This window comes from Marinobacterium nitratireducens (assembly GCF_014645375.1).
Classification (GTDB): Bacteria; Pseudomonadota; Gammaproteobacteria; order Pseudomonadales; family Balneatricaceae; genus Marinobacterium_A; species Marinobacterium_A nitratireducens.
Genome location: NZ_BMLT01000010.1, coordinates 156,538 through 181,036, shown reverse-complemented (window position 1 = coordinate 181,036; position 24,499 = coordinate 156,538). Strand labels below are relative to the sequence as shown.

Annotated in this window: 22 protein-coding genes; 12 read left to right on the top strand and 10 right to left on the bottom strand. The window is 63.7% G+C overall.

Annotated elements, in window-relative coordinates:
* Positions 1-5: 5 nt before the first annotated feature.
* Positions 6-1,667 (bottom strand): malonate decarboxylase subunit alpha, encoded by a 1,662-nt coding sequence (mdcA, locus tag IEX85_RS18620; RefSeq protein ID WP_188862127.1) that lies wholly within the window; start codon positions 1,665-1,667, stop codon positions 6-8.
* A 141-nt stretch (positions 1,668-1,808) separates the two neighbouring features.
* Here mdcA and IEX85_RS18615 point away from each other — a divergent pair, with 141 nt between their 5' ends.
* The 3 genes from IEX85_RS18615 (at position 1,809) to IEX85_RS18605 (ending at position 6,151) form a co-directional block, all read left to right on the top strand.
* Positions 1,809-2,729 (top strand): LysR family transcriptional regulator, encoded by a 921-nt coding sequence (locus IEX85_RS18615; protein ID WP_229722010.1) that lies wholly within the window; start codon positions 1,809-1,811, stop codon positions 2,727-2,729.
* 410 nt (positions 2,730-3,139) lie between these two features.
* The gene (locus tag IEX85_RS18610) at positions 3,140-4,729 is read left to right on the top strand and encodes an ABC-F family ATPase (RefSeq protein ID WP_188862126.1); all 1,590 of its coding nucleotides are present in this window, start codon (positions 3,140-3,142) and stop codon (positions 4,727-4,729) included.
* A gap of 411 nt (positions 4,730-5,140) precedes the next feature.
* Entirely contained in the window at positions 5,141-6,151 is a 1,011-nt protein-coding gene (locus tag IEX85_RS18605) for a catalase family peroxidase (RefSeq protein ID WP_188862125.1), read from the top strand.
* 163 nt (positions 6,152-6,314) lie between these two features.
* On the opposite strand, the gene IEX85_RS18600 is transcribed toward IEX85_RS18605, so the two are convergent.
* Positions 6,315-6,581 carry a hypothetical protein gene (locus IEX85_RS18600; RefSeq protein ID WP_188862124.1) on the bottom strand — a complete coding sequence of 89 codons (267 nt, stop codon included), beginning with the start codon at positions 6,579-6,581 and terminating at the stop codon, positions 6,315-6,317.
* Between the two features lie 154 nt (positions 6,582-6,735).
* Between IEX85_RS18600 and IEX85_RS18595 the strand changes: the two genes are divergently transcribed.
* From IEX85_RS18595 to folK, 6 genes are all read left to right on the top strand, one after another.
* On the top strand, positions 6,736-7,512 hold the full coding sequence (locus IEX85_RS18595; RefSeq protein ID WP_188862123.1) for an NYN domain-containing protein: 777 nt from the start codon (positions 6,736-6,738) through the stop codon (positions 7,510-7,512).
* An 80-nt stretch (positions 7,513-7,592) separates the two neighbouring features.
* Complete coding sequence (locus IEX85_RS18590) at positions 7,593-8,510, top strand: alpha/beta fold hydrolase (RefSeq protein WP_188862122.1); 918 nt, start codon at positions 7,593-7,595, stop codon at positions 8,508-8,510.
* 105 nt (positions 8,511-8,615) lie between these two features.
* Positions 8,616-9,578, top strand: a complete 963-nt coding sequence (locus IEX85_RS18585) for a hypothetical protein (protein ID WP_188862121.1) — start codon at positions 8,616-8,618, stop codon at positions 9,576-9,578.
* A 253-nt stretch (positions 9,579-9,831) separates the two neighbouring features.
* Positions 9,832-11,049, top strand: coding sequence for an MFS transporter (locus IEX85_RS18580; protein ID WP_188862120.1), 1,218 nt, complete (start codon positions 9,832-9,834; stop codon positions 11,047-11,049).
* Between the two features lie 287 nt (positions 11,050-11,336).
* On the top strand, positions 11,337-11,693 hold the full coding sequence (gene folB, locus IEX85_RS18575; RefSeq protein WP_188862119.1) for a dihydroneopterin aldolase: 357 nt from the start codon (positions 11,337-11,339) through the stop codon (positions 11,691-11,693).
* On the top strand, positions 11,693-12,208 hold the full coding sequence (gene folK, locus IEX85_RS18570; protein WP_188862118.1) for a 2-amino-4-hydroxy-6-hydroxymethyldihydropteridine diphosphokinase: 516 nt from the start codon (positions 11,693-11,695) through the stop codon (positions 12,206-12,208). Before folB ends, folK begins: the two co-directional genes overlap by 1 nt.
* Positions 12,209-12,657: 449 nt before the next feature.
* Here the strand turns inward: folK and IEX85_RS18565 are convergent, their stop codons facing one another.
* The 8 genes from IEX85_RS18565 to IEX85_RS18530 form a co-directional block, all read right to left on the bottom strand.
* On the bottom strand, positions 12,658-13,794 hold the full coding sequence (locus IEX85_RS18565; protein WP_188862117.1) for a tRNA nucleotidyltransferase/poly(A) polymerase-related protein: 1,137 nt from the start codon (positions 13,792-13,794) through the stop codon (positions 12,658-12,660).
* The gene (glpE, locus tag IEX85_RS18560; protein WP_188862116.1) at positions 13,794-14,111 is read right to left on the bottom strand and encodes a thiosulfate sulfurtransferase GlpE; all 318 of its coding nucleotides are present in this window, start codon (positions 14,109-14,111) and stop codon (positions 13,794-13,796) included. Before glpE ends, IEX85_RS18565 begins: the two co-directional genes overlap by 1 nt.
* A 441-nt stretch (positions 14,112-14,552) precedes the next feature.
* A complete protein-coding gene (locus IEX85_RS18555) occupies positions 14,553-15,386 on the bottom strand; it encodes a symmetrical bis(5'-nucleosyl)-tetraphosphatase (protein WP_188862115.1) in 834 nt (277 codons plus the stop codon).
* A gap of 11 nt (positions 15,387-15,397) precedes the next feature.
* Positions 15,398-15,784, bottom strand: a complete 387-nt coding sequence (gene apaG / locus IEX85_RS18550; protein WP_188862114.1) for a Co2+/Mg2+ efflux facilitator ApaG/CorD — start codon at positions 15,782-15,784, stop codon at positions 15,398-15,400.
* Positions 15,771-16,598, bottom strand: coding sequence for a 16S rRNA (adenine(1518)-N(6)/adenine(1519)-N(6))-dimethyltransferase RsmA (rsmA, locus tag IEX85_RS18545; protein WP_188862113.1), 828 nt, complete (start codon positions 16,596-16,598; stop codon positions 15,771-15,773). Before rsmA ends, apaG begins: the two co-directional genes overlap by 14 nt.
* Positions 16,595-17,608, bottom strand: coding sequence for a 4-hydroxythreonine-4-phosphate dehydrogenase PdxA (gene pdxA, locus IEX85_RS18540; RefSeq protein ID WP_188862112.1), 1,014 nt, complete (start codon positions 17,606-17,608; stop codon positions 16,595-16,597). The genes rsmA and pdxA overlap by 4 nt, the downstream gene beginning before the upstream one ends.
* A 10-nt stretch (positions 17,609-17,618) precedes the next feature.
* Positions 17,619-18,860: a peptidylprolyl isomerase gene (locus IEX85_RS18535; RefSeq protein ID WP_229722009.1), complete on the bottom strand. Its 1,242-nt coding sequence runs from the start codon at positions 18,858-18,860 to the stop codon at positions 17,619-17,621.
* Between the two features lie 43 nt (positions 18,861-18,903).
* Positions 18,904-21,534: an LPS-assembly protein LptD gene (locus IEX85_RS18530; protein WP_188862110.1), complete on the bottom strand. Its 2,631-nt coding sequence runs from the start codon at positions 21,532-21,534 to the stop codon at positions 18,904-18,906.
* Between the two features lie 297 nt (positions 21,535-21,831).
* On the opposite strand from IEX85_RS18530, the gene IEX85_RS18525 reads away from it, so the two are divergent.
* Genes IEX85_RS18525 through djlA form a run of 3 tightly spaced genes read left to right on the top strand, consistent with a single transcriptional unit; the run spans position 21,832 to position 24,442 of the window.
* On the top strand, positions 21,832-22,890 hold the full coding sequence (locus IEX85_RS18525; protein WP_188862109.1) for an aminoglycoside phosphotransferase family protein: 1,059 nt from the start codon (positions 21,832-21,834) through the stop codon (positions 22,888-22,890).
* A gap of 5 nt (positions 22,891-22,895) precedes the next feature.
* Positions 22,896-23,582, top strand: coding sequence for an N-acetylmuramate alpha-1-phosphate uridylyltransferase MurU (murU, locus tag IEX85_RS18520; RefSeq protein ID WP_308425662.1), 687 nt, complete (start codon positions 22,896-22,898; stop codon positions 23,580-23,582).
* A 14-nt stretch (positions 23,583-23,596) separates the two neighbouring features.
* On the top strand, positions 23,597-24,442 hold the full coding sequence (gene djlA / locus IEX85_RS18515; protein ID WP_188862107.1) for a co-chaperone DjlA: 846 nt from the start codon (positions 23,597-23,599) through the stop codon (positions 24,440-24,442).
* Positions 24,443-24,499: the final 57 nt, after the last annotated feature.

Sequence of the window (24,499 nt, the reverse complement as noted above, 5' to 3'; positions counted from 1 at the left end):
ATTGATCACCAGTTGCGGAACTTGGCCGGCGGCTGGTAGAGGCCGCCGGACCAGCGTTCGAGTTCGCCGATGCTGCGCGCGGCCAGCAGGTCGCGGGTGGCGTCGCTGCGGCGGATGCCGAAGTCTTCCGGGTAGGCGACCAGGCCATCGGCGCGCAGCTGTGCGGTGACCGCCGGGTCGCGCCTGAGGCCGATCGGCGTGACGCCGGCGACGGCGGCGATCATGGCGCGACGCTGTTCCAGTGACGTTGCCTTGTAGAGGTAGGCGATGCCTTCTTCGGTCAGCACATGGGTGACATCGCTGGCGTAGATCATCACCGGCGCCAGCGGCATCTGGTAGTCGCGCGCCATCGCCAGCGCATCCAGCTCCTCGACCAGCGTCGGCTTGGCGCTGTCCTGGAAGGTCTCGACCATCTGCACCACCAGTTTGCGTCCCTTGCTGAGCAGGTGGTCGTCGGGCTTCATGTCGAGCCAGGCAGGGGATGAGTGTCGTCGTCCGCCTGGATCGTGACCCATGTTCGGCGCGCCGCCGAAGCCGGCGAGACGACCGCGGGTCACGGTGGAGGAGTTTCCGTCGCCGTCAACCTGCAGCGTGGAGCCGATGAACATGTCGACGGCGTACTGGCCGGCCAGCTGGCAGAAGGCGCGGTTGGAGCGCATCGAACCGTCCTTGCCGGTGAAGAAAACATCCGGCCGGGCGGCGATATAGTCCTCCATGCCGAGCTCGGTGCCGAAGCAGTGCACGCTCTCGACCCAGCCGCTCTCGATCGCCGGGATCAGGGTCGGGTGGGGGTTCAGCGTCCAGTGGCGGCAGATCTTGCCCTTGAGACCCAGCGACTCGCCGTAGGTCGGCAGCAGCAGCTCGATGGCGGCGGTGTTGAAGCCGATGCCGTGGTTCAGCGACTGCACCTGGTGGCGCTCGTAGATGCCGCGGATCGCCATCATGCCCATCAACACGTGGACGTCGGTGATCAGGCGCGGGTCGCGGGTGAATAGCGGCTCGATGAAGAACGGCTGGTCGGCCTCGACGATGTAGTCGACCCAGGAGGCCGGGATGTCGACCCGCGGCAGATCCGAGACGTCATCGACGATCTCGTTGACCTGGAAGATCACGATGCCGTCGCGAAAGGCGGCGGCCTCCGCCAGCGCCGGCGTGTCCTCGGTGCTGGGACCGGTATAGATGTTGCCGGCGCGGTCGGCCTTGAAGCCGGCGAGCAGCGCGATCCGCGGATTGAGATCAACGAAAAGACGGGCGTAGAGCTCGATGTAGGTGTGGATGGCGCCCACCTCGAGCAGGCCGTCCTCCATCAGCTGCCCGATACGCAGGCTCTGGGGGCCGGAGAAGGAGAAGTCCAGCTTGCGGGCGATACCTTTCTCGAACAGGTCCAGGTGTTCCGGGCGCCCCACGCTCGGCATCACCATGTGCAGGTTGTTGACCACCTCGGGGCTGACATCGGCCAGCGAACGCGACAGGAAGTCGGCCTGCTTCTGGTTGTTGCCCTCCAGCACCACCTTGTCGCCGGGGCGAATCAGGCGTTCCAGTGCGGTCTTGATGGCGTCGGTCGGAATGATCGGGCCGTCGGCAATGCCTTCCAGTTCGGCCATGCGGCCTTGCTTGTCCTGACGGCGGCTGTGCCAGTTGACCGAGGGTTCCGCAGATGCGTGCATGGGAGGTCCTCTGTTGTGTTGTTGTTGGGTCCACACTAAAAGCGGGGCCGAAAACCATCAATCAAGCTCGTTGACGAACCATTACTCTGAGAGTAATGATCGGTGTGAGACGAACGATGTCGCTGCTAGAGGAGTGAAACGGTGCTCGACGAATCCCTGACATTGAAGAAGCTCGAGGTGTTTCTGGCCTTCATGAAGGCAGGCACCCTGGCGGAGGCGGCGGAGAAGCTCAACATGAGCACGGTGAGCGTGCATCGCGCCATCCACTCGCTGGAAGACGGGCTCAAGTGCCCGCTGTTCCGCCAGGAGGGGCGCCTGCTGGTGCCGCTGCCGAGCGCCCAGGTGCTGGAGGAGCGCGCCGAGCAGGTGGTGCTGGCGCTGGACGAAGCGGTCAAGGCGACGCGGGAGACCGCCGGTATCTTTTCCAACCAGTTCAAGCTCGGCGCGCTCTATTCGCTGACGCTGAATACGGTGCCGCGGCTGATCGCCGGGCTGAAGCTGCGAAAGGGCGATCTCAATATCGAGCTGACGCTCGACTCCAACGAGTTGCTGTTCCGCAAGCTCAGGGCACTGGAACTGGATGCCGTACTGGTATCGCTGGAGCCCGGTTTTCGCGATGACGACTGCACCGTCCTGCCGCTGTTCAGCGACGAGGTGCTGCTGGCGGTGCCGGCGGATTCCGACCTGGATTCGGGCCAGGCGCAGGATCTCGCGGACTTCCGTGATCAGACCTTCGTCACCCTGACCCGCGGCTTCGCCACCTACCGCGACAGCTTCGTGGCGTTCGAGCGCGCGGGTTTCGAGCCCAACGTGGTGATGGAGGTCAGCGACATTTTCTCGCTGATCAGCATGGTCAGCGCCGGCGTCGGCTTCGCGCTGCTGCCACGGCGTGTCGAGGCGGTGTTCGAGAACAAGATCCGCCTGCTGCCACTGAAGGGCATCGAGGATATTCGCCAGAACATCGCCATGGTGTGCCTGGCCAGCCGCGAGCGGGATCCGCGTATCCTCAACTGCATCGCCGAGTGCCGGGCCTACGCCCGCGAGCATGGTGCGGACGCGTAGGATGGGTCTAGCGGCGTAGCCGTGTAACCCAACAAAGGTTCAGCCGACCGCGCTACCCGACAAACACTCTGCCAGCCGAAGCCAATCGATCTGCACTACGATCGATATTGCGGGTTCCCTTAAGACTGCTCCTGCGCCTTAAGGATTCCCACCATCCCTGGCGGTCATGCGGTGCCCAGTACATCTGGGCAGCGGTCAGCGTGTGCCGTTGCACCGCTAGACCCAACCAAGCCTGCGAACATCACCATGCGGTCCGGTTGGACAGGGCCAAGCCGCTGACGATTTTTTGATCGACGCCTCTTTGGCCCGGGCCATCGTCTATGGCATAATGCGCGCCAATTTTCCGCTATTCACAGGCTGTACCTGGCCTGTCATCTTCCTTTCACGCTCAAGTTATTCGGTACTTTATTTTGCTGACCACTGCGAACATCACCATGCAGTTCGGCGCCAAGCCGCTGTTTGAAAACGTCTCCGTCAAGTTCGGCGACGGTAACCGCTACGGCCTCATCGGCGCCAACGGCTGCGGCAAGTCGACCTTCATGAAGATTCTTGGCGGCGATCTCGAGCCGTCCGCGGGCAACGTCTCCAAGGACCCGAACGAGCGCATCGGCAAGCTGCGCCAGGATCAGTTCGCCTACGAGGAGTACTCGGTGGTCGATACCGTGATCATGGGTCACGAAGAGCTGTGGAAGATCAAGGCCGAGCGCGACGCCATCTACGCCAAGGCCGAGATGACCGAAGAGGACGGTATCCGCGCCGGTGAGCTGGAAGGCGAGTTCGCCGAAATGGACGGTTACACCGCCGAGTCGCGCGCGGGCGAGCTGCTGCTGGGTGTCGGCATTCCGGTGGAGCAGCACTACGGTCCGATGAGCGAGGTGGCGCCGGGCTGGAAGCTGCGGGTATTGCTGGCGCAGGTGCTGTTCTCCGATCCCGATATCATGTTGCTCGACGAGCCGACCAACAACCTGGATATCAACACGATCCGCTGGCTGGAAGGGGTGCTGAACGAGCGCAACTGCACCATGATCATCATTTCCCACGACCGCCACTTCCTCAACAGCGTCTGCACCCATATGGCGGACGTGGACTACGGCGAGGTGCGGATCTACCACGGCAACTACGACGAATACATGACCGCCGCCACCCAGGCGCGCGAGCGCATGCAGGCCGACAATGCCAAGAAGAAGGCGCAGATCGCCGACCTCAAGGCCTTCGTCAGCCGTTTCTCGGCCAATGCCTCGAAGTCCAAGCAGGCCACGTCACGCGCCAAGCAGATCGACGAGATCAAGCTCGACGAGATCAAGCCGTCCAGCCGCCAGAGCCCGTTCATCCGCTTCGAGCAGGACAAGAAGCTGCACCGTACCGCGCTGGAGGTCGAGGGCCTGGCCAAGCGTTTCGACGAGCAGCTGTTCTCCGGTCTCAACCTGCACGTGGCCGTCGGCGAGCGTATCGCCATCATCGGTCCCAACGGCATCGGCAAGTCGACCCTGCTCAAGTGCCTGGTCGGTGATCTCGAGCCCAGCGCCGGTACCGTCAAGTGGTCGGAGAACAGCAACATCGGCTACTACGCCCAGGACCACGCGCACGAGTTCGAGAAGGAGGCCAACCTCTACGACTGGATGTCACAGTGGGGCCAGGAAGGCGACGACGAGCAGGTGATTCGCGGTACCCTCGGCCGCATGCTGTTCTCGCAGAAGGAGATCGGCAAGTCGGTGAAGGTGATCTCCGGTGGTGAGCAGGGCCGCATGCTGTTCGGCAAGCTGATATTGCAGAAGCCCAACATCCTGGTGATGGACGAGCCGACCAACCACATGGACATGGAGTCCATCGAGTCGCTCAACCTGGCGCTGGAAAACTACGAGGGCACACTGCTGTTCGTCAGTCACGATCGCGAGTTCGTCTCGTCGATCGCGACCCGCATCATCGAGCTGACGCCGACCGGCATCGTCGACTTTCACGGCAGCTACGAAGACTACCTTCGCGCCCAGGAAGCCGCCTGATAGCGGTAGGAGCGGCGCCCCGCCGCGAACGCTTCCGGCGCTCGCACCGGCCCTGTTCGCTGCGAGGGCGCAGCTCCTACGATTGCTGGCGTCTGGCACCACTTTTAAGATGAGCCCCGCAGCGAACTCAACCGGTTTATACCTGCCGCTCCAACAGTCCGCCCAGCCGCATTGACATCCTGTCGACTTCGCCCTGGCTGACATTCAGCCCGGCCGCGAACTTTCGCCGCTCACTTCTTCGAGTCCGCCCCCCCGTTACGACATCTTCGAGTCCATCGCCCGGCTGTGTGCCGCGTGCGCGAACTGCGTCAGGAAGAAGAGTGAATATACCCGGATTTCCTATCCCGCCCGGGGCCTGCTTATGGCCCGGTCCTATACTGACCGGGTACGGTCACTCGAAGCGGAGGCAATATGAACATCCACAGAGGATCGAGCGCCTGCTGTGCAGCGGCGTTGCTGTTTGCCGCAGGCCTGTGTCAGGCGCAGAGCGGTATCGAGGGCGATGTCGATGCGGCACAGATGATAGCGGCGATGGAGGCGGCTTTCGGCGTAACGCCGGGGCAGCGGCGTAACCATATCAAGGGCACCTGCGCCGTCGGTGAATTCAAGGGGCTGGCAGCGGCCCGTGACTACTCGAGATCCGGGCTTTTCAGCGGTGATGCGATACCGGTGATCGCCCGCTTCTCGCTGGGGGGTGGGAACCCGGACGCCAGCGACGCCGACAAGGGCGTCAGGGGCATGGCGCTGCAGTTTCAGCTGCCGGGCGGTGACCTGCAGCATATGACGATGATCAATGCGCCGGTATTCGGCGCCGCCGTGCCGAATACCTTTTACGATATGCTGGTGGCATTGCAGCCGGATCCGGCGACAGGCAAGCGCGATCCCGAACGTTTTCGTGCCTTCGTCGACACTCATCCCGACTTTCAGGGGTTGGCCCGGCACAACGGCAGCCACAATCCGCCGCCCAGCTACGCCAACAGCCGTTACTACAGCCTGCATGCGTTTCGTTTCGTCGATGCCGCTGGCGATAAAACGCTGGTGCGCTGGTATTTCGATCCCCGCGACGGTGTCAGGGAGCTGACCGATGCGGAGCGCGCGGCAGCGCCGAACGACTTCCTCGAATCCGAACTGATCGGCCGGGCGCAGCAGGCGCCCCTGGAGTGGGACATGCGTATCATCATCGGTCAGGCCGGCGACCCGGAAACCGATCCCAGCAAGTCCTGGCCCACGGACCGTGAAGAGGTGTTGACCGGAACCCTGTCGCTGACAGCGGCCATGGCGCAGGACGAGGGCAAGTGCGGGGGCATCAACTTCGATCCGCTGGTGATTGCCGATGGCATCGAGCCGACGGACGATCCGGTGCTCAAGGCCCGTTCCGCGGCGTACGCGATTTCGTACGGCAAGCGCCTTTCCGGCCAGTGAGGTGCCGTTGTCATTGCCGTTTCGTGTCGGCACACTGGCTTTTTAAGCTGTATCGAGGCTCAATGCCCGGATTGGCCTGGGCAGCCAGGCGCTGTGGGACGAAATTCGCGGGCGCCTCGAGGGCGCCGTTGAAAAGGGCTGGCTGCGCTGACCTGCGCTCTGCTCAGTTCGCGTGCTTCCAGTCGATCGCCACGATCTTGCTGTTGCGAATGCTGACGGTGTACTGAATATCGTCGTGCAGGTAAATCCAGGTCGCGGCGCTGCCGCGCCGCGAGCAGTCCCGATTCAGGCAAACGGTGCCGGATCCCCGGGCGATCGGTTGTCCTGCATACTTGATAAGACGGCTGACGCTGTCGCCGTCGCGTATCGCGTTCCCCGCAATAACCATCTGATCTGCAAACGCGCCCGGCGCCAGCAGTGCCAGCGCCAATATCGATATCCGTTTCATGGCATCCACTCCCTGGAATGACTCAACGACATTCTTGCCGAAAGTGCTCCCGGGCTCAACCTCGCGGCAGGGCGCTTTCGCGCGCAACCGAGATTCGATCTATCCTGAGACATTGGCTGGCTGATGTGGGGGAATGATGAAAGACCTGGATACGGAAAAGAAGATCGCGGTGCTGATCGATGCCGAGAATGCCCAGTACTCGGTGCTTGGCGCGGTACTGTCGGAGTTGTCGAAGCACGGCCATATCGTGATCAAGAAGGCCTACGGCGACTGGAGTTCGACGCATCTGAAGAACTGGAAGCAACCGCTGAACGAGCTGGCGATCAACCCGGTGCAGCAGTTCTCCTACACCCAGGGCAAGAACTCATCCGATGCGGCGATGATCATCGACGCCATGGATCTTTTGTATTCCAACAAGTTCGATGCCTTTGCACTGATTTCGAGCGACAGCGACTTCACCAAACTGGCCTCCCGTCTGAAGGAGTCACAGATCTTCGTCTTCGGTGTCGGCGAGCAGAAAACGCCGGTGGCGTTTCGCAACGCCTGTGACGACTTTATCTATACCGAGGTGTTGCGCGACCTCGAAGTCGACGACGACGGCCCGGGGGGCAGCGGGGCTGCGGCCAAGCCGGTCGACAAGCGCCACACCCGCCAGGAACTGGCCAGCGATTCGCGGCTGGTCAAGATACTGCGCAATGCCATCAACGAGTATGCCGACGACGATGGCTGGGCTCCGCTGGGCCAGTGCGGCCAGCTGATCAAACGCCAGTACCCCGACTTCGACTCCCGCACCTACGGCTACGCCACTCTGACCAGGCTGATCGAGGCTGTGGAGCTGTTCGATATCGACAAGCGCCAGCAGGGCGGCAACAAGAAGGCGCATGACATCTTCGTGCGGGATCCGCGACGCTGAAGAGACTGAGCCGGGGAGCCTGGAGTGACGGCATTGAAGCAGCACCTTGAACTCAGAAAGTCGCCCGGAGGCTGCGCGCAATGACGCTGTTCGGACCCGAATTCAAGACACTGGATATTCAGACGCAGGAAGCGCGGATTCACCTTGTCCATGGTGGCTCGGGGCCGCCATTGCTGTTGTTGCACGGTTATCCACAGACGCACCTGATCTGGCACCATGTCGCACCGCTGCTGATGCAGCGCTTCCACCTCATCTGTCCCGATCTTCGCGGCTATGGCGACAGCTCAAAGCCGCCGGGGCAGGCCGATCACGGCAATTACTCGAAGCGGGTGATGGCGGCCGATATGGTCGAGGTGATGGAGGTGCTGGGCTATTCACGATTCGGTATCGCCGGGCACGACCGGGGCGCACGGGTCGCACACCGGCTGGCGCTGGATTATCCGCAGCGTGTGGATAAGGCCTGCGTGATGGATATCGTACCCACGCTGCACATGTTCCGCCATACCGATCAGGCATTCGCCACCGGCTACTATCACTGGTTTTTCCTGATCCAGCCGGACGGGCTGCCGGAAAAGCTGATCGGCGCCGATCCCGCCTATTATCTCGGCGAAAAGCTTCGACGCTGGGCCGCTCCCGGCGCGGTTTTCGACCCCGCTGCGGTGGCGGAATACGTGCGCTGCTTCAGCGATCCCGCGGCCGTTCATGCCAGCTGCGAGGATTACCGCGCCGCCGCCGGTATCGACCTGGAGCACGACCAGACGGATTTTGGTCGCAGGATCGGGTGTCCGTTGCTGGTGCTTTGGGGCAGCAGGGGATTTGTGCACCGCAGCTACGATGTGCTGAATGTGTGGCGCGGGTATGCCGCAGATGTCGAGGGGCGGGCGCTCGACTGCGGTCACTTCCTGCCGGAGGAAGCGCCGCAGTCCGTTGCCGCAGAGCTCGGGCGATTTTTCGGCGAGGAGCCGGGAACGAACGGCGGGGAAGCGGCTCGTCAGTGACTATACTCAGCGACGACTGCCGGCAATCGGGGCCGGGCGGCGCCGTTCCTGCGCCGCTTCGGAGTACAATGGCTGCCCTTTTCACTGAGCCGCAGGTATCCGACGTTGTCGTCCCCCTTTGGTAAATTCTGTCGCGAATTGCTGGTCGAGATCCGCACGGTCTCGTTCACGCTGTTTCGGATCATGATACCGGTGATACTGGTGGTGAAACTGCTCGAGCTGCTGGGCGGGGTGGCGCTGCTCGGGAAGATGCTGGCGCCTCTGATGGCGCTGGTCGGGCTGCCCGAGAGCATGGGGCTGGTCTGGGCGGCCACCATGGCGAGCAATATCTACGCCGGCATGCTGGTGTTCTTCACCCAGACGCAGCAGGATGCGCTCACCGTGGCTCAGGTCACGGTGCTCGGCGCCATGATGCTGGTGGCCCACGGCCTGCCGGTGGAGGCGCGCATCGCCCAGAAGGCGGGGGTGCGGCTGCGGGCGACACTGCTGCTGCGTATCGGCGGCGGTCTGCTGTTTGGCTGGTTGCTGCACCTGGCGTACCGGGAGGGCGGCTGGCTGCAGCAACCCAATATGCTGCTGTGGCAGCCGCAGGCACAGGACAGCAGCCTTGGCGGCTGGCTGCTGATGCAGGGCAAGAGCCTGCTGATGGTGCAACTGGTGATCGTCGTGCTGCTGACGACGCTGAAAATTCTGCGTCTGATCGGCGTGGAGCGGCTGATGTTCTGGCTGCTGCAGCCGTTGCTGAAGCTGCTGGGTATCGGTGGGCAGGCGACCACCATCACCATTATCGGTGTGACGCTGGGACTGTCCTTCGGCGGCGGTCTGCTGATCCGGGAGGCGCAGACCGGGCAGATCCCGAAGCGGGACGTCTTCGCTGCGATGGCGTTTCTCGGACTCTGCCACAGCCTGATCGAAGATACGTTGCTGGTGATGCTGCTCGGCGCCCATCTGTCGGGCATTCTCTGGGCCCGCCTTGCCTTCTCGCTCATCTGCATTGCGTTGCTGACACGCTGGATGGACCGTCGCAGCGACGGTTTCCAGCACAGGCACCTGATTTACCGGGAGTAGTCCCGTTCGTTGGTGTAGGACAGCTCCAGTGGATACATAAGGGTGCGGAGCGCGCGTTGTATCGCCTGGTGTTTTCAGTTGGTTGGGAGCGACGGGTAGCAGCGCGATTGCGTCCTCGGCAATGGGAAAATCAGCCGGACGGGATTATGCTTTGCTCTGGACCGGGCTTCAGACAGCCGCCGCTGATACTCCCCTGGCCTTTGGCCGGTCAAGCCTTATCACAGATACCCCGACTACACCGGATCTTCGACCGATGCGTACCCCCGTCAAACTGTTGAGCGTTTTCGTCGCCTTTTCCTGCGTACTGCTGGCCATCAATTTCGGTCTGCGCTCGTCGATGGGCTTCTTTATGCAGCCGGTCTCCAGTGAGTTCGGCTATGGCCGTGAAGTCTTCGCCTTCTCGCTGGCGCTGCAGAACCTGTGCTGGGGATTGTTCCAGCCGATCGCCGGCGCCGTTGCCGATCGCTTCGGCACCTTCAGGGCGCTGCTCGGCGGCGCCATTGCGTATGCGCTGGGGCTGTACGTCACCGCCAATGCTGAAAGCATCTGGGCGCTGCATACCGGCGCCGGCGTTCTGATCGGCATGGGCATCGCCGGCACCGGCTTCGGCGTCGTGCTGCCGGCTCTGGCGCGGATGGTCGCCCCGGAGCGCAGGGCTTTCGCGCTCGGTCTCGGTACCGCGGCCGGTTCCGCCGGCCAGCTGCTGGTGATTCCGGTGGCGCAGGCCTTTATCGCCAGCTACGGCTGGCAGACGGCAATGCTGTTGATGGCCGGCGGCGCCCTGGGGATGCTGTTGCTGGCCGGCCCTTTTCGCAACGACAGCTCGTCCTCGGCGAGCCACTCGGGAGAAATCGAGCAGACGCTGCCGGAGGCGCTGCGCGAGGCCGGTGGTCATATTCACTACTGGCTGCTGATCGCCGGCTTTTTCGTCTGCGGTTTCCAGCTGGCGTTCGTCACCGTGCATATGCCGGCGTTCCTGACGGACAACGGTTTCGATGCGAGCGTTGCCGTGGCGAGCCTGTCGCTGATCGGCCTGTTCAACATCTTCGGCTGTCTGCTGTTCGGCTCCTGGTCCGGTCGCTTCTCGAAGAAAAAGCTGCTGGCCATCATCTATTCGCTGCGCGCAGTGGCCATCACGCTATTCATGCTGGCGCCGCTGACGGCGCCATCGGTCTACCTGTTCTCCATTGTGACCGGCTTTCTCTGGCTGGCGACGGTGCCGGCCACCTCCGGGCTGGTCGCGCAGATGTTCGGCGTGCGCTTTCTGGGCACCCTGTACGGCCTCGTCTTCCTGAGCCATCAGCTCGGATCCTTCGCCGGCGTCTGGATCGGCGGTTATCTCTATGACCAGACCGGCAGCTATAGCCCCGTCTGGTGGGCCGCCGCGGCGATCGCGATGGCCACTGCGCTGATTCATGTCGTGATGGATGAAAGACCCGTCGCCAGGCTGCAGATACAGCCGGCGACGTAGACGCGCTCGGCGACTAGACCCGGTCGGGCAGTCATGCAAAGCAGGTTCGGGCTTGCCCTGCGGGGGCTCAGCCCATATCCTGCGCGACAGATGCGCGCATGACTGCACGCCCGGCGGTGGTAAAATTGAGCGACGGCCAGGTCAGCGGTTGGTCGCGGTTACCGCCCAGGCCTGGGCGGTACAGAGTCGGAGTGCGAGGGAGCACCTTGTCCGGTTACGGTGGGGCGGGAGGCTGGATAAGACGGTCTCAAAATACATAGCTAAAACAGATACTTATTAGGTTACCCGTGGATATAGTCTACATACGCGAGCTACAGGTCGAAACGGTTATCGGCATCTACGACTGGGAGCGCGAAGTGCGTCAGACGGTCAGTCTGGATCTGGAAATGGGCACCGATATCCGCGATGCGGCGGCGACCGAGGATATCGAGAACACGCTGAACTACAAATCGGTGTCCAAGCGCCTGATCGCCTTTATCGAAGAAAGCGAGTTTCTGCTGGTCGAGACGATGGCGGAAGAGATCGCCCAGATCGTGATGCAGGAGTTCGGCGTACGCTGGCTGCGTCTGCGCCTGGGCAAGCCCGGCGCGATCCGCGGCGCCCGCGACGTGGGCGTGATGATCGAGCGCGGCGAGGCCTTCTGATGGCCAGGGTCTACGTCGGTATCGGTAGCAATATCGAGCGCGCGCGGCACGTGACCGCGGCGCTCGATGCGCTGGCGGACGCCTTTGGCGAGCTGCGGGTCTCCACGGTGTTCGAGAGCGAGGCGGTGGGCTTCGACGGCAGCCCTTTCTACAACCTGGTGGCCGGCTTCGATACCGCGTTGGGTGTGGGCGAGCTGTCGCGTACCCTGAAGACGATCGAGGATCGCAACGGGCGCTGTCGCCAGGGGCCCAAGTTCAGCGGCAGAACGCTGGACATCGATATTCTGACCTATGACGATCTCAGCGGCTCCCATGACGGCATCGAGTTGCCGCGCGCCGAGATCCTGAAGAATGCCTTCGTGCTGCAGCCTCTGGCCGAAATCGCGCCGCAGGAGCGCCACCCGGTAGACGGCCGTAGCTATGCCGAGCTCTGGGATGCCTACGACAAACAGAAGCAGCGCCTCTGGCCTGTGAAGTTCTTCTGGCGCGGCGAGTTGATTTCCCGGACGGGGTGAATCCCCCTTGCGTAGGGCGTCCCCGAGCGTAGCGAGCGGCGCCGTTACCCCTGAATGGTCGCACCGGAAGGTGTAGCCGCGCCCCGCGGCGAACCCGGTTTGGCGCCCTGCCGGATTGATTCGCGGCGAGACGCCGCTCCCACGAGATCCGGGCATTCGGCACCCGTCGTAGGAGCGGCGCCCCGCCGCGAAGCTTCTGGTGCGGTACCAAAAAGCACTCGCGGCGAATCCTCGTGGCGGGAAAGTGTCTATTAAGAGCGTCGCTCCTGCGACAGGGAGTGCCAGTTTGCCCGGGAGGGGGCCGGTGAATGGTCAAGGCAGCGAGCCGGTTCGCCCACGGAGTGGGCTCCTACGACAGGAAAACTCAGCGGCATCGCGATATGTCCGGGCAGGGCACATAATTTCCCGTCACCCGTCACCCGTCACCCGTCACCCGTCACCCGTCACCCTTACGTCAATTCCAGCTGTGCGCAGGCCTCGCGCTGGCGGCGCCGAAGCTCGTCCCCCAGCGCCTTGCCACTGAAACCTTCCTGCATCAATGCCTTTGGCTCTATGCTGCCGAGCGCCTCGTACAACGCCATCAGCCATTCCCGGGCGTGGCTGGGGACGCCGAGCCATTCAGCGAGGCGATCGAAGCAGGCCGCCAGGCTGTGGATACGCTGGGGGCGTCGCGTCAGGTCCAGACCCTGGGCGAGGCTCAGACGGGCTTCGCCGTCGAGCTGCTTCAGCGCGAATAACGCGCGGTGGTGGCGGGCTATGAGCAGGGCCTGGTCACGGAAGGCTCTGGGGGCCCTCAGGCGCTGGCACAGTGCCTCGATCCGCGCCGCGGAGCCGTCCTCCTGATCGGGCTCGGCCCGGGCTGCTGCAAGCAGCAGCGCGAAACGCTCGCGGGGATCCTCGAGTCGGGTCAACAGCTTTGCCAGCCTTTGCCATTGGGGATGGGCCGGCAGATCCTCGAGTTCCGGCAGCAGTATCGCCAGCGCCCCGCACTGATGCAGCACTTCCAGAAAAACACCGGGCGAGCGCTCGCCCAGGGCGCGCTCGAACTCCTGCCAGACCCGCTCCGCGGTGAGATATTCGAGCTCGTCGCCGCTGGCCAGTTCTCGCATCAGGGCTTTGGTTTCATCGGCGATGCCAAAGCCAAGGTGGGCGTAGCGGGCGGCGAAGCGGGCGACCCGGAGCACCCGCAGCGGATCTTCGGAAAACGCCGGCGAGACATGCCGCAACACCCGGGCCTCGAGGTCGCGCGCGCCGCCGTAGGGGTCGACCAGACTGCCGTCTTCGGCTTCGGCCATGGCGTTGATGGTCAGGTCGCGGCGCTTGAGGTCCTGCTCCAGGGTCACATCCGGGCTGGCGTGGTACAGAAAACCGGTATAGCCGCGTCCTGACTTGCGCTCGGTACGGGCCAGGGCGTATTCCTCGCCGCTATCCGGATGGATGAATACCGGAAAGTCGGCGCCGACCGGCTGGAATCCCTGCTCGAGCATCTGCTGCACGGTGGCGCCGACCACCACCCAGTCGTGGTCGTAGACGGGGTAGCCGAGCAGTTTGTCACGTACGGCGCCGCCGACCAGATAAACGCGCATCAGCGGCTGCACTTGTCCGGGTGTTCGGCGTGCCAGCCCTCGAAGCCGCCGTTGAGGCTGTATACCTGATCGAAGCCGAAATGGGCCAGCTGGGCGGCGGCGTTCTGGCTGCTGAAACCGTGGTAGCAGCAGACGATCAGTGGCTTGTCCATGTCGCTGTCACGAATGAAATCCTGCAGGTTCTCGTTGCTGAGGTGCACCGAGCCTGCGATATGGCCCTGGGCGAAACTCTGCGGGTCGCGGATATCGGCGATGGTCGCGCCGTCTTCGATCAGCGCCAGGGCTTCCTGGCTGGAAATGCACTTGAATTCATCCATCGGTGGAAAGCTCCCGATTAGTTGTCCGGTAAAAGAACGATTGGGTAGGCGGCGATGCCAGATTAGAGTGAAACTACCGTAGGATGGGTGGAGCCGCAATGGCTCCGGGCTGCCGGAATGCAGCGGCGGATTTGCGGCGCAACCCATCGATGATTCCGGCTACGGACATGCCTCGTCAGTACGCCTTGATGGGTTACACGACGCCCTGAGCCTGTCAGCACCGAGTGTCCCGTGCTTACTTAGGCGTCGTTTCACCCATCCTACGGGACCATGATGGGTTACACCGCCGTCGAGTCCGCTGCCAGGCCGTGGGCCAACAAGGTGGCGGCTCCACCCATCCTACTCACTGTCGGCACCGGATGTCCCGTGCTCAGGCGTCGTTTCACCCCCTGAAATATCCTCCCGGCAATATCAGGATTTCCGCCATCCCAGGCGGTCATCCTACGAAATGCTGGAGTCCTCGCGGCGGTTGCAGCTGCAGTCGCAGGAGAAGAACGCCTGGTCTTCGAGGCGCATTGCGGTCAGACGGTTGCCCCAGACGCAGCCGGTGTCGAGCGAGAACAGACGATGATCGGAGGCGCCGCCCTCGAGCGCGGCCCAGTGGCCGAAAATAATGCGCGCCTCGTCGGCCCTGCGCTTGTGGGCATACCAGGGCCTGAAGCCCGGGGGCTGTGTCTCGAGCCCGCCCTTGGCGCTGAAGTCCAGGCGGCCGTTGTCGTCGCAGAAGCGCATGCGCGTCAGGTAGTTGGTGATGACGCGCAGCCGGGCCCAGCCTTCGAGCCCCGGGTACCAGTGATCCGGTTCGTTGCCGTACATCTGCTGGAAGAATTCCCGTGCCAGGGTGCTGCGCAGAACCTGTTCGACCTCCTGGGCGCGTTTGCAGGCTTTTTTCAGCGACCAGGCCGGCGGAATTCCGGCGTGTACCATGACGTAATCGAGTTCGGGGTCGTGGACCAGCAGCGGCTGCAGACGCAGCCAGTGCATCAGTTCGTCGCGGTCCGGCGCTTCGAGGATTTCGTTCAGGGTATCGCTGCGGCGCGGGCGGGTGACGCCGTAGTGAATCGCCAGCAGGTGCAGGTCGTGATTGCCCAGCACCACCTGGGCGCGATCGCCGAGGCTTTTGACGAAACGCAGGGTTTCCAGCGATTTCGGGCCGCGGTTCACGAGGTCGCCGGCCAGCCAGAGCCGGTCCGAGTCGCAGAAGCCGATTTGGTCCAGCAGCTCCTGCAACTGGTCGTAGCAACCCTGGATGTCACCGATAGCGTAGGTGGCCATGACAGCGCCGCTCAGTGCAGCGCGTTGGGCTGGGCCAGGGTAAAGGGCGCGATCGGTGCGTCGAACTCCAGTCCCTCGGCATCGCGCATGTGGTAGTGCCCCTGCATGCTGCCGACATGGGTCGCCAGCACGGTGCCGCTGGTGTAGCTGTAGCTGTCGCCGGGCTCGATCAGCGGCTGTTCGCCGACGACGCCTTCGCCGACGACTTCCTGGGAGTGCTCGTTGCCGTCGATGATGAGCCAGCGACGGCTCAGCAGCTGCACGCTGCACTCGTTGTGGTTGGTGATGGTGATGTGGTACGAAAACACGAAGCGCTTGCTGTCCGGGTCCGACTGCTCGCTGAGATAGTTCGTAGTGACGTCGATCTGGACATTCTCGCCCAATTTACTCGGCTCCATTGTGCTCCGTTACTTGTCTGTCGCTTAGGTGATCGCTGATCTTAACAAATTCTGCCAGCGTTAGTCGCTCGGGGCGCAGGCCCGGATCGATACCCAGCGTCTCCAGTTCCGCGGCCTCCAGCAGGCTGCGGAGGTTGTTGCGCAGGGTCTTGCGCCGCTGGCTGAAGGCGGTGCGCACCACCGTTTCGAGCATGGCGACATCCCGGGCCGGGTGGGGCAGGGTGTCGTAAGGGGTCAGCCGCACGATGGCGGAGTCCACCTTCGGCGCCGGGTTGAAGGCGCCCGGCGGCACGATAAACAGCGGATCGACGCGGCAGTGGTACTGCGTCATGATGCCGAGTCGGCCGTAGTCGCTGGTGCCGGGCCCGGCAGCCAGGCGGTCGACGACCTCCTTCTGCAGCATGAAGTGCATGTCCCGGATCAGGCCCGAGTGGCTCAGCAGGTGGAAGATCAGCGGCGTGGAAATGTTGTACGGCAGATTGCCGACAACGCGCAGCGGCCGGTCGTCGTTCTTGAGCTCGCTGAAGTCGAACTTGAGGGCGTCGGTTTCGAAGATGCGAAAGCGCTCGCCGTAGTTGAAGAATTTGGTGCGCAGCACCGGTATCAGGTCGCGGTCCAGTTCGATCGCGTCGAGGGCCTTGGCTTCGGCCAGCAGCTCTTCGGTCAGGGCGCCGAGGCCGGGCCCGATCTCGACCAGGTGTTCGCCCTCGCGCGGCGCGATGGAGCGAATGATGCGGCGGATCACCCCGGCGTCGTGCAGGAAGTTCTGGCCGAAGCGCTTGCGGGCCTTGTGGCCGACGGGTTTCTTGCTCATGAGTCCTCGGAAAGACGGTGCAGGGCCATCTCGGCCGCGCAGTCGATGGCGGTCTGCAGGCTGCCGCTGTCGGCGTTGCCGCTGCCGGCCAGGTCAAGGGCGGTACCGTGATCGACGGACGTCCGCACGATCGGCATGCCCAGAGTGATGTTGACGGCGTTGCCGAAGCCCTTGTATTTGAGCACCGGCAGGCCCTGGTCGTGGTACATCGCCAGCACGGCGTCGGCCTGGCTCAGATACTTTTCGGTGAAGAGGGTATCCGCGGGCAGCGGTCCGTTCAGCTGCATGCCCTGCTGGCGCAGCTCCGCGAGCAGGGGCTCGATCACTTCGATCTCTTCGCGTCCCATATGGCCGCCCTCGCCGGCGTGGGGATTCAGTCCCGCCACCAGAATGCGCGGACTTTCGATGCCGAAGGAGCGTTTCAGCTCGCCGTGCAGTACCCCGATCACCTCGCGCAGCAGCGGTGCGGTGATGGCGTCGGGTACGGCGCGCAGCGGCAGGTGGGTGGTCGCCAGTGCGACTCTCAGTCCGTCGGTGGCCAGCATCATCACCACCTTGTCGCTGCCGGTGAGCTGCTCGAGCAGCTCGGTGTGGCCGCTGAACGCTATGCCGGCGTCGTTGATCACGCCTTTGTGCACCGGCGCCGTCACCAGGGCCTCGAACAGACCCTGCTGGCAGCCGTGCACGGCGACTTCGAGGGTGCGCAGCACGTAGCGGGCATTGCGCGGGTCGAGTTGTCCCGGCAGGCAGGTCGCCGCCAGTTCCACCGGCAGTACCTTGAGCGTGCGGGGCGGGCTGGGGCAGGGCGCTTCGTCGGGGTCGAACAGCTCGATCGACAGCGGCAGGTGCAGCTGTTCGGCGCGCCGGCGCAGCAGGTCCGGGTCGCATATCGCGACCAGTTGGTGCTTCTGGGTGACCTGCGCGATCTGGATGCAGAGGTCCGGACCGATGCCGGCGGGCTCGCCCGGCGTAAGCGCCAGACGACGGACGGCTGAGCCTTGCGCACTCATGTTCGCATCCTCAGTTCTTGAGCTCGACATAGGCCTGGGAACGGATCTCCCGCAGCCAGCTGGTCAGCTCTTCGTTGTATTTGCGCTGGCGGATGCTGAAACGGGCACTGTTTTCGCGCATCTCCTCGCTCATGTCCTGGGTACGGCGGTCGCGGACCCAGAGAATGTGCCAGCCAAAGCGGGACTCGAAAGGTTCGCTGATCTCGCCGGTGGCGGTTTCGTTCATCACCTGCTCGAACTCCGGCACCATCTGGCCCGCCTGGGTCCAGGACAGGTCGCCGCCGAGGGAGCCGCTGCCGGTGTCGTCGCTGTACTGGCGCGCCAGCTGCTCAAACGATTCGCCGGCCAGCAGACGCGAGCGCAGCTGGTCCGCCAGCGCGCGGGTCTGGGCGTCGCTGCGAATTTCGGTGGGCTTGAGCAGGATATGGCTGACCAGTGTCTGCGGCACCAGGGTGCCCTGGCTGCCACGGCGGTCGCGCAGTTGCACGATGATGTAGCCGGAGGCGATGCGCACCGGCTTGCTGAACTCGCCCTTGTCGAGCGTGCCGGCGATGGTGGCGATCACTTCCGGCAGTTCCGAGGCCTTGCGCCAGCCCAGGTCGCCGCCGTTGAGGGCATTCTGGGCGTTGGAATTGGCCACCGCGGTTTCGGCGAAGTTGGCGCCGCCCTGAAGCTGCCGGTAGATATCAATGGCCTTGGTTTCGGCGCGCTTGAGCATTTCAGGCGTGGCCTGATCCGGCACCGCGACCAGGATGTTGCTCAGCAGGTAGTCGGGGCTGCCCGTCTGCTGGCCCTGCTCGGAGTCGAGGAAGTTCTGCACTTCCTGCTCGGATACGCGAATCCGGCGGTTGACGTTGCTCTGCTGCACCTGGCTCAGCAGCAGCTCGTTGCGGATCTGCTCGCGGGCGCTGGCGTAGTCCTGGCCTTCGGCGATCAGCGCTTCGCGGAACTGCTCCAGCGTCATGCCGTTGCGGCTGGCGATCTGCTCGAGCGCCTCGTTGAGCTGGCGGTCGGAGACCTTGATGCCCTGTTCGTCGGCGATCTGCAGCTGGATGCTGTCGAGAATCAGGCGGTCGAGCACCTGGTTGCGCAAGACCGAGTCGGGCGGCAGCCGGGTCTGGTTGGCGGCCAGCTGCGAGCGCACCAGGGCGGTACGGTTGTCCAGTTCGCTCTGCATGATGATGTCGTCATTGACGATGGCGACGATGTGGTCAAGCGGCACCACCTCGGCCTGCACGCTGGTGCTCAACATTACGACGGACAGCAGCGGTAGTATGCACCGACGCACGTTTCGCTTAAAACTCTTCATCCTTCCCCTCGTCAAATCCGGTAATTTCTGTAATGAACTGGGTGGTTTCGTCGTCGCCCACCGACCCCAGGCCGCGCAGTACGAACTGCACCAGCACCGCTTCGTCCTCGACGCGATCGCCGTCGTCATCCTTCAGCCACTGACGGTATCCGAAGCGGACCTTCCAGCAGCAGTCCTTGTATTCCAGGCCCACCAGGGCGTCAAGCGTATCGCTGCGGTCCAGGTCCTGGCGCCAGCGCGCCAGCATGTTCCATTCCTGGGTCAGCGGCCAGCGCATGCCGACATCCATCTGCTCGCGCACGTCGTCGCGCTGGCGGTAAGCGCCGTACAGCATGCGGTCGTCCTTCGGCGAGAAGGTCACGCGATAGTTGTGCGCCACCGAACCGAAGCTGTCCTGGTCCCACTCGCTGTCATGGTTCAGGCGCAGATCCTCGGTGAGGGTCCAGTTCGCGGTGAAGGCGTAGTTGGAACGGCTTTCGGTCTGCGTTTCCGGTGTGGGGTTGTCTTCGCTCACCAGCTGTACCTCGCGGTCGTCGAAGTAGAGCGCCTGGCCCAGCGCCACACTGAATCGCTCCAGTCCGCTGTCTTCGTAGAAGCGGCTGGCGATGCCGAGGCTCAGCTGGTTGGCGTCGCCGATGCGGTCGCGTCCGCTGAAGCGGTTCTCCCGGAAAAGACTGTCGTAACGGAAGTCGAGTTCCGAGGTATCGAACGCCGGAATATCGTCCTGATCCTCTTGCGGTACATTCAGGTAGAAGGCGCGCGGCTCCAGTGTCTGCCGGTAGCGGTTGTCGCCAAAGACCGCCTCGCGCTCGAAGACAAGACCCGAGTCCAGGCTCGCCACGGTGGTGGTGACGGTCGGCTTGTCATCGAATCCGGGGGGCGCGTTGTCGAGCTGATACTGGGTGGCCCAGATGCTGAGCGACGGCTTGAGATAACCCCAGTTGTTGGCCAGTGGCAGACTGATGCCGGGGCGCAGGTGCACGCGGTCGCCCTGCATTCGCTCGAACGCGGTCAGCAGCGGGTCCTCGTCGTCGCGGTCGAAGTGAACGTATTCGGCGATGTAGCTGGCGTCAAGGCCACCGGGCAGGCCCGGAGCGTCGCCTTCGAGCAGGAACTGCGGCAGACGGCGGTAAGGCGACTTGTCGTCATCGGACAGGGTCTGGTAGCTATGGGCCCGGGCCGTGAAGCTCCAGTCCGGCGCCTCGTAGCGCAGCTCGCCGAGCTTGTTCAGGTGGCTGCGGTAGCCGATCTCAAGATTGGTCGGGTCCAGGTCGTCGAAGTAGTCATTGTCGCTGACCGCGGTGTAGTCGACGAAGCTCTCCCAGCCCTTCCAGGGCTGGCCCTCGTGGTCGAAGCCCAGCAGCCAGCGGTTGTCGCCGGTTTCGTCGTCGTCCACCAGAATGGCGTTGCTGAGCACGTTGTGCGACCAGCGGTTGAGATAGCGGAACTCGTTTTCCAGCATCAGACCGTGTTCGGTGATGATGCGCGGCGTCAGGGTATCGTCGAAGTTCGGCGCCAGGTTGAAGTAGTACGGCACCGCCAGGTCCAGGCCCGAGCTGCTGGAGTAGTTGATCGACGGGTACAGGAAACCGGACACACGGCGGTCATCGATCGGGAAATAGAACCAGGGCACGTACAGCACCGGGGTATCGAGCACCTCGAGGGTGGCGCCGCGGGCTTCGCCGAAACCGGTTTCGGTGTTGAGGGTGATGCTGTCGGCAGCCAGGCGCCAGCTGTTGCTGCCCGGCTCGCACTGGGTGTAGGCCCCGTCTTCGATACGAATGCGGCCGTCTTCCAGACGCAGGATGCGTTCGGCGTAACCGCGCGCATGCTGTGGGTGCAGCACGTACTGCGACTGGGAGAAAATGGTCTCGAGGTTGTTGAGGTTGGTCTGGGCGGCGTCGCTGAGCAGCAGCACGCCACGCTCGCGGTAACGCACGCGCCCTTCGAGACGGATCAGCTGCGTGAGCTGGTCGAATTCGGCGTATTCGGCGCTGAGCTGGCGCCCGCCCTGGCTGAGCTCGACGCCGCCGTCAAGCTGGGTCAGGCCGCCGAGCTCGCTCTGGGAGCTGGCCGCAGCGATCAGCACCGGCTGCAGGTTGAACGGAATGCCGCTATCGCTGAATTCCAGCTGTGGCTGGATGTAGCGGCCCCGGCACAGGCCCGGCTGTTCACCCTCCGGATAGGGGTACCAGTCGAGGTGCGCGTAGGGGTTGTCGGCCGCGGTTTCCTCGTCGACATCGGTCAGGCTTCGCTCAGCGGCGGCTGTTGTCGCCGGCGTTTCGGGTGCCGGCAGGGCGGCGCCGGCTTGCCCGTCGTCTGCGCCTGTCGTCGCGGCATCGAGCCCGGGGGAGGCTGCTGCAGCACCGTCCGCTGGCAAAGCGGTCGGGGCTGCCAGGCGCGCAGACCCGGTTTCATCGCCGCCGGCCGCAGCCGGGACACGGGGCGCGGATGGTGTCGGCGCGACCGGCGCGGGGCCGCCGCAATCCCACTGGCCGTCCTCCGTCGCGACGCAGCTCCAGCTGCCGGTCGGAGTCTCGGCAGCACTCAGTTGGGACAGCAGTGCGGCTGAGATCGCCAGGGAAAGTTTGTAGGCGGAGCGTCTTGTGAAGGGCATTCGGTCACATCCAGTTGCAAGCCTGTGAGCGCGGGTTCCTGTTTGTCGCCAAACCCCGGTACCATAGGGGCGCGGAACTCTGTGAGATCCTGGGCGTAGTGGAACCGGGAATGATAAAACATCGCCCCGGATAATGCATGAAGGATTTCCGGTATCCGGCCGCGGCCGGCGGGGCACTGAGGATTACCTGAAACAGTGACAGCGGGTCTTCAGTAAACTGTCAGCGGTAGAAGCGGGTGGCCCCGCCGTTGACTGAACACTGTTCACTGTCAACTCAACTCTATGAGGAACTGAAGCATGGACCAGCGACTGACCGACCTGCATAGCTGGGTGGAACGGGCTTTCGTACAGCTGGGGATCGATCTGGCACCGGACTGGCGTCTTACGCCGGTTTCGGGGGATGCGAGCTTTCGTCGCTATTTCCGCGTACACAGTCACAACATGACCTGGATCGCCGTCGATGCGCCGCCTGCCACCGAAGATAGCGCCCAGTTCGTCGCCATCGCCCGGGCCTGGGCGCCGCTCGATATCCATGTGCCGCGCATACACGCCTGTGACCTCAAGCACGGCTTCATGCTGCAGTCCGATCTTGGCGATACCCTCTATCTCGATGTGCTCAATGAGCACAACGCTCCGGAGCTCTACGGCAAGGCACTGGTTTCGCTGAGTCATATCCAGCAGTGTCGTACCCTGGAGCGCGGCGTCGAACTGCCCCATTACGACCGGGAGATGCTCAGCACCGAAATGGAGATCTTCCGCCAGTGGTTCATCGAACAGCTGCTCGGGCTGGTGTTGTCCGATGCCGAACAGGAACTGCTGGACCAGCTGTTCGAAGAGCTCGCGGATTCCGCGCTGGCGCAGCCGCAGGTCTGCGTGCACCGGGACTTCCATTCGCGCAATCTGCTGCTCAGCCGCGAGCGCACCCCGGGGGTGATCGACTTCCAGGGCGCCGTCATCGGTCCCGTGACCTACGACCTGGTCTCGCTGCTGCGCGACTGCTACATCCGCTGGCCCGACGACCTGGTGTACGGTCTGATGGCGAGGTTCGGTCAGTCGCTGGTCAGCGCCGGGATGATCGACGGCTATAACGAAGAGATCTTTCGCACCTGGTTCGACCTGATGGGCATGCAGCGCCACCTTAAGGCGGTCGGCATATTCGCACGGCTCAAGCTGCGTGACGGCAAGCCCGCATACCTGGCCGATATTCCGCGCACCCTGGGCTACATCTTTCAGGTGGCGGGCCAGTATCCGCAGCTCGATCGCGTCAATACCTGGCTGAAAAAGCGCGTGGTGCCGGCGATGAAAACCACCGGACACTTCGATCCGGCCGATCTGCAACGGTGGCTGCGCGGATGAGGGCGATGATACTAGCGGCCGGTCTCGGCACGCGCATGCGCCCGCTGACGCTGACCACGCCCAAGCCGCTGTTGCAGGTCGGAGGCAAGGCGCTGATTCAGTACCATGTCGAGCGACTGGCGGCGGCGGGGTTCAGCGAGCTGCTGATCAATCATGCCTGGCTGGGCGATCAGGTCGAGGCCTTTCTCGGCGACGGCAAGCGTTTCGGCGTGCGCATTCGCTATTCCGCCGAAGGCGAGCCGCTGGAGACCGGCGGCGGCATCTTCCGCGTGCTTGACTGGCTGTCGCCACAGGGCGAACCCTTCGCGGTGGTCAACGGCGACGTCTTCACCGATTATCCGTTTGCGCGCCTGCCGCGCCGCCTTGACGGCCAGGCGCACCTGGTGCTGGTCGACAATCCGCCGCAGCATCCGCAGGGCGACTTCGCGCTGCGGGATGGCAGGGTGCTGCAGGAGGGGGCTGAACGTCATACGTTTTCCGGGGTCAGTGTGCTGTCGCCACGCCTGTTCGAAGGTTGCGAGCCGGGTGCTTTCGCGCTGGCGCCGCTGCTGCGAAGGGCCATGGCCGCCGGCGAAGTGAGCGGCGAACGTTACAAGGGCTACTGGGTCGATGTGGGCACGGTGGAGCGGCTCAGGCAAGTTGACAGGGATCTGAGGGTCTGGGATAGATCCACAAACGTCAACAGATCCTAGGGAGAAACGCGTTTATGGCGATTAATCCGGAGCAATTCGGAGCAGGACTGGGGCAGACGCTGCGGGAACATCGCACCGGGCTGGTGATTGGTGGACTGATCGGCCTGATCAGCGGAGGCCTGTTCGGACTGGTGCTGGGCGGCGGCATCGGTTTCATGATCGATCGCTGGCTCAAGGGCGCGGTCCGAAAACTGAATCCCCGCGAGGCTTTTTTCCGCGCCACCTTCGCGGTGATGGGCAAGATCGCCAAGGCGGACGGGCGTGTCAGCGAAAATGAGATCCAGTACGCCCGCGCGGTGATGACGCGCATGAACCTCGACGAGCGCCGTCGTCAGGAAGCGATCGAGCTGTTCACCGAAGGCAAGCGGGAAGACTACGACATCGCCGAGGTGCTGCGGCCGCTGGCGGCCATGATCCGCTATCACGCGCCGCTGAAACTGATGTTCGTGGAGGTGCAGCTGCAGGCGGCGATGTCCGACGGTGAAATCAGCCAGGCGGAGCTTGCCATTATCCGCCAGGTCTGCCAGTTGCTGATGATGACCGAGCGCGAAGTTGCCGCGCTGGTGGCGCGGATGCAGGCGCAGCAGGCGTTCGAGGAGCATAGCTTTCATTCCCATCAGCAGCCGCCGGGTTACAACGACCCGCGTATGCTGAAGGATGCCTATGGCGTGCTCGGTGTCGACGAGTCGGCCTCCGACGCCGAGGTGAAAAAGGCTTACCGCCGTCTGATGAGCCAGCACCATCCGGACAAGCTGGTGGCCAAGGGGCTGCCCGAGGAGATGATGCAGCTGGCGAAGGAAAAGACCCAGGAGATCCAGGCCGCTTACGATCGCATCAAGGACGCGCGCAAGGCGGCGTGAACCCTTGCCCGTAGGAGCTGCGCCCCCGCAGCGAATGAGCTGTCAGACCGGTGGAAA